At 35.7% G+C, this 1,031-nt stretch carries 1 protein-coding gene; it reads left to right on the plus strand.

From position 1 onward, the window contains the following. The coding region (locus AB1414_21495) for a histidine kinase dimerization/phospho-acceptor domain-containing protein (protein MEW6609986.1) at positions 1 to 493 on the plus strand (493 nt) is incomplete at its 5' end. Positions 494 to 1,031: the final 538 nt, after the last annotated feature.

A 1,031-nucleotide genomic window follows, 5' to 3' on the forward strand; every position in this document is an offset into this window, starting at 1 on the left:
TATTGCTGCTTTATCCAGTCTTCTTTTCTCACTTTTGACATCCCTTGAATACTTTATGATTTTACCTCCAATCCCGGTAGGGAAAATAGGGATTACTCTCTATAAGGATGGAGGCTATGTTCTTTCGGTTATAATTGGTAGATGTATCTTCTTTTTGGGGATAGCTGTAATAAGTGGATATTTCATAGATAAAATAAAAGACCAGGAAAAGGAGATAATGAGGAAAGAGAAAGAGCTTATGGAAAAGGAGAAGATGGCTCTTGCTGCCCATCTTGCCGCTGAATCAGCCCATGAGATAAAAAACCCCTTGACTGTAGTAAAGGCAGGGATTTACTACCTCAAGATGACCTTTCCTAAGGAGAATGAAGTAGTTCAAGAAACCATCCATCAGATAGACGATGCTATTGAGAGGATTACCTCTTTCCTCAATACCCTTCTTAATCTCTACAGACCATCATCTAATCTAAACAAGGATAGTGATAAAACTGAATAAATAAGGACGGTTCACTTTTGTTTGAAAGATTGCGGTTAGAAAATGAAGTTAAAATTGGGAATTCGAAATTAGAAATTAGGGAAGGAAGTAAAAGCCCAATTTCTAATTTCCAATTTTAACTTTCTGTGAACGCTTACAAGTGACATTCGAAACAAGTCATAGGAAAAACGATAAAAGGAACCGTCCCAATAAATATCATTTAAAGTCTTTCATCTGAAAATACTCCCGAATTTGTTGATATTGCCTGAGTTATGCTGACACAGGCATCTTACCTGTATCACCTCCAAAATGTCAAGAAATACAAAAAGATGGCAAGAAATGAGATAACACAATGCCAGGGACCATAGATATAACTTTATGTCCTACGCAACGCTCTCATAAAAAAAAATTTCCTATCACTCGATATTCAAGTTTTTTTAAGATTAAGTGGTTTATCCTTTTTTAACCGCAAAGAACTCAAAGAAATTAACCGCAAAGAACGCAAAGATTATAGTGCTCTGTTAAGATTGAAGTTGCATGTTACTTAGGTAATCGGTAA

The organism is bacterium, assembly GCA_040755795.1.
In the GTDB taxonomy this organism is placed as follows: Bacteria; UBA9089; CG2-30-40-21; order CG2-30-40-21; family SBAY01; genus JBFLXS01.